Source organism: Sphaerobacter sp. (assembly GCF_019683595.1).
Taxonomy (GTDB): Bacteria; Chloroflexota; Chloroflexia; order Thermomicrobiales; family Thermomicrobiaceae; genus Sphaerobacter.
In genome coordinates, this window is the sequence record NZ_JADGHZ010000242.1 from 1 (window position 1) to 4,292 (window position 4,292).

Below are 4,292 nucleotides of genomic sequence, written 5' to 3' on the forward strand. Positions count from 1 at the left end.
GGGGGTTGGCGGGGGGGGGGGCGCGCGCGGCGGGGCGCCGCCGGCGGCGCGGGGGGGCCGCCCCCACGACGGTTTCCTCGCGGCAGGATGACCGAGCGTCGCGCACGAACGGGAGCTCACGGCTTTTGGCCGTACCGCCACAGGAAGTAGTGCTGGCCGACGTTGCCCGCCTCAACCTTCCAGCCGTCGGGATTGCTCGGGGTGTAGGTCAACACCCGTCGCTCGAAGACCTGGACCAGCACCAGGGTCGGCACCCCTTTGACGTTTACCTGGGTCCAGTACGGTTCGGTCAGCGGATAGCCGGTCGCGTAGAGCGGGTTCTCGAAATACGGCCCCACGACGTACTGGCCGTCCTCGTAGATGAGCCCCGTCCCGGTCATGAAGTCGTAGAAGACGTTTGGGACCGAATGCACAGGGATGCGCTCGTTGAACAACCCGGCAGTCCAGACGTCATAGGCTGCCAGCGAGGGGTCGGTGCCAACCACGCCCTCCGGGGTGATCGTATGAATGATCGGCCGGTCGATCGGGTGGGGTGGCTCGTTCAGGAGTTTGGCGAAGGTGGCGTACGTCGGCCCAGGTGAGTCGGGGTCCCCCGCGACGACAACGTTGGCAGGTTCACGTGGGTCGGAGAAGGCGTCGTCGCCCAGTTGCACCACGCCGGTCACCAGCTCCTGTGCCAGCAGGCCGTTGGTAACGTCCCAGGGTTGTTCCGCGCGCCAGGAGTTGTCCTCCATACGGGTCTTGTCGAAGTACCGGACGTGGCGTTCGCCATTGGGGGCGTCGCCATAGATCTCGACGATGTCCGTGACTGCGTTGCCCGGACCCCAGATCCAGGTACGGTTCACCCGCCCCTCGGTAACCGGGCGGTCCATGCGCGCCCAGGTTCGCTGGAAGATTGCTTCCACCTCCGGGGGCGGCGCGGCAGGACTGACGACAGGCCCCGGCTCGAGGACAGGTGCGCTTGCGGCGACGGCCGGGGACCAGAGCACGCTGGCGGCAAGGATGAGTGTTGCGCCGAGCAGGACCAAGGGACGCAACCGGCGGCGCGGCGAGGGTGTCATCGTAACCCCCTTTTTGGAATGCCCCGATCCGCAAGCCGTCACCAGGGCAGTGGGTGCGGCCCTCGCGCGGCCCCGGATGCCGATGTGCGACATGCATCTACTCTAGGCAGGGCCAATGAGTAGTCAATGGCTATGAATATTCTGTGAATTCCGGGGTTGCCGCCCTGTGGTTCCAGGGTCGGTCCCGACGGCGCGCCGCGGCGCGCTACCGATGGCTCGGGGCGCCGCTCGGGACCGGTCCGGGCCCGCCTGCGAACTCGGCCAGCCCCCACAGGTCGCGCCAGATGAAATCGGGCTGCTCCGGGCCGGGTGGGGCTTCCACGTGGCGGTTGACCCAGGCGGTGTGGAACCCGAGGCGTTGCGCCGGGCCGATGTCGTACTTGAAGCCGAAGGCGACGTGCAGGATGTGCTCCGGCGGCTCGGCAACCTGCTCCAGCAAGAAGCGGAAGCCCCGCTCCGACGGCTTGTAGGCGCCCACGTCCTCGGCCACGATGACGCGCTCGAACGGGAGGTCGAGCTGCCGCAGCGTGTGCGCCATGATGTCGCGGTCCGTATTCGAGAGGATCACGAGGCGCAACCCGGCAGCGTGCGCCTGGAGGAGGGCCGGGCGGGTGTCAGGAAACGGCTGCCAGCTCCGCATCGCGCGGACGAGATCCTCGCCGTACGCCGGATCCCAGGGGTAGCCTCGCTCCTCGGCCCAGACCCGCAGGCTCTCGGCCAGGATCTCCTTGTACGGGCGATAGCCGCCGGCCAGCAGCTCGAACTGGATCGCCTCCCATCGCTCACGGAGCGCCATGCCGGGGTCGGGCGACGGATCCCCGAGCCGGAGCGCGAGCGCATAGAGGAACGAGGCTGCGCCACCCTCCCAGTCGACCAACGTGCCGTAGCAGTCGAACGTCGCGACGCAGATGTCCTCCCGCCTCACCCGGAACCTCCCTTCGGTGCGGACGCACTCGCCACGCGCGCGGCGCGGATGCGCACATCATACCGAGCGCGCGGCGCGTGCGTCCGCACGGAACCGGAGCGTGCCGGGCAGTGCCGGCTCGCATTGCCCACAAGGACGAAGGGGCCGGTGAGATGCCGGCGCTCCTTGCCGGGCGTTGCCGGCATGACGACGGGGGAGGCTACAGGGCCTCCCCCAGCTCCCCAACCCCCGCGCGTGGCGACGGCTCCGACCCGTCATGGCGACCGCCGGCGTGTCGCCGTCGGGATCGTCACCGTGGCGGGATGTTCTGGTTGACGCGGAACAGGTTGGCCGGATCGTACTTCGCCTTGATCGCGGCGAGCCGGTCGTAGTTGTCCCGATAGGTGGCTCGGATGCGCTCCGCGCCTTCCTCCATCATGAAGTTGATGTAGGCGCCCCCGGCGGAGTAGGGGTGTAGCGCCTCCCAGAAATCGCGCGCCCACTTGGTGATCCGGTCCTTGTCGGCCGGGTCGTCGCTCACGCCGACGATCACCTGAACCCACTTGGCCTCGCGGTAGCTCCAGGCGGTGGCGTCCTTCGGGATCCGGTTTGCGGCGCCGCTGATGGCGTAGATGTGCGCCCCCGAGAGGTACGTCGGCAGGTTGGTGCCGTACTCGACTTCCACGGGGATCGCGGCGTCCGGGATGTCGTTGAAAAAGTCGGCCTTCCAGTACCACTGGAGGCCCGGAGGGTAGAGCGCATCGAACAACTGCTGAAGCACGGGCAGCGGCATCGGCCCGACCCAATCGAGCGCCGGCGGGCCAAACTGCGCCCGGATCGGCGCGAAGGTGGCCTCCGCTTGCTCCATCGGGCCGGCATAGGTCCAGATGACGCCGCACATCGACTTGTTGTGCAGTTCCTCCGGGAACGGCGCCACCGGCGGCACTTTCAGGAAGGCGAAAAAGCCGCTGAGGTCGTCCGGCTGGGACGGCAGGAAGTCGCGGAACCAGCGCAGCACGTCTGCCGACTTGTCCGCGTCCCATAGCATCGGGCCGGCATAGACGGTGCTCACCGGGTGCAGCCGGAACAGGAACGAGGTGACGACGCCGAAGTTGCCGCCACCGCCGCACAGGGCCCAGAAGAGGTCAGGATTCTGCTGGGCGCTGGCCGTGACGAAGCGGCCATCCGCCAGGACGACGTCTGCCTCCAGCAGATTGTCAATGGCCAGCCCCAACCGGCGCGTGAGGTGGCCGACTCCGCCCCCGAGTGTGATTCCGCCGACGCCGGTGAGCGAGACGGTGCCGCTGGGGGTCGCGAGGCCGAAGGCATGCGTGGCGTGGTCGACGTCGCCGAGTGTGGCACCCGCCTCGACCCGCGCGGTCCGCGCCTCGGGGTCGACCCGGATGCTGTTCATCCCCGACAGGTCGATGACCAGCCCGTCGTCGCAGATGCCGAGGCCGGCCCCGTTGTGCCCGCCACTGCGGACGGCAAGGAGCAGGCCGTGCTCGCGGGCGAAGTTCACCGACTCGATGACGTCGGCCACGTCGACGCAGCGGGCGATCAGCAGCGGATGCTTGTCGATCATGGCGTTGTAGACCTTGCGGGCCTCGTCGTAGTCCGGGTCTCCCCGGCGAATGAGTTGCCCGCGCAACGACTGGGTGAAGGCCTGGATGTCGGCCTCCGGGATTTCGCGCATCTCGGTTGCCGTCTGAAGCGTCATCGATGCACCCCCTTCTTGCCTGGGTGCTTCCCAGGGGGTTAGTGCCGGCACGCCGTGCTCGATGCTGGCAGCATAGGAGAGCAGGGTGGCGGCCGGTACCCGGGGATTCCCGGTATTTTCCCCTGGGTTTGGGGTGTCGGTGGGGAGGATGCGGGCAGGTGCCAGGCGCGATGCCGCGTGCTGAGAGGATCCCCGCGCTGCGGCACGTGCCCGGGAATGGGTGGTGTGAAGGGTCTACGCGGTCGACCCGTGCGCGGCGGCTCTAGCTCCGGGCCTGACCTCGGCGCGCGGTTTTTCAGTGTTCGGCGCTGGCGCCGAAGGGCTCGCTCGTGGTGGACGAGGCGATCCAGGCTGCCAACTGGGCGCGGGAGCGAAGCCCGAGCTTGTTCAGACTGTTGCTGACGTGCATCTCGACCGTCTTCTCGCCGATGGAGAGGTCCGCGGCGATCTCACGGTTCGTCTTCCCGAGCGCGACCTGGAGGGCGACTTCATACTCCCGCCGGGTCAATCCGCCGAGGTGGGGGCGGGGCCGCCGGTAGTGTCGACCGGGACCGGGCGGGGCGGCTAGGAGGCGCTGCGCGCGCTCCACGGCTTCGGCGAGCGTCAG

The 4,292-nt window shown here is 68.6% G+C and carries 4 protein-coding genes; all 4 read right to left on the reverse strand.

What is annotated here, in order from left to right; all coding sequences use genetic code 11:
• Positions 1–116: 116 nt before the first annotated feature.
• Positions 117–1,061 (reverse strand): hypothetical protein, encoded by a 945-nt coding sequence (locus IRZ30_RS15980; protein WP_294086571.1) that lies wholly within the window; start codon positions 1,059–1,061, stop codon positions 117–119.
• A gap of 205 nt (positions 1,062–1,266) precedes the next feature.
• Positions 1,267–1,986 carry a haloacid dehalogenase type II gene (locus IRZ30_RS15985; protein WP_294086574.1) on the reverse strand — a complete coding sequence of 240 codons (720 nt, stop codon included), beginning with the start codon at positions 1,984–1,986 and terminating at the stop codon, positions 1,267–1,269.
• Between the two features lie 289 nt (positions 1,987–2,275).
• Positions 2,276–3,685 (reverse strand): FAD-binding oxidoreductase, encoded by a 1,410-nt coding sequence (locus tag IRZ30_RS15990; RefSeq protein WP_294086576.1) that lies wholly within the window; start codon positions 3,683–3,685, stop codon positions 2,276–2,278.
• Positions 3,686–3,980: 295 nt separating this feature from the next.
• Positions 3,981–4,292 (reverse strand): LuxR C-terminal-related transcriptional regulator (locus tag IRZ30_RS15995; RefSeq protein ID WP_294086577.1); only part of this gene is annotated, 312 nt, incomplete at its 5' end.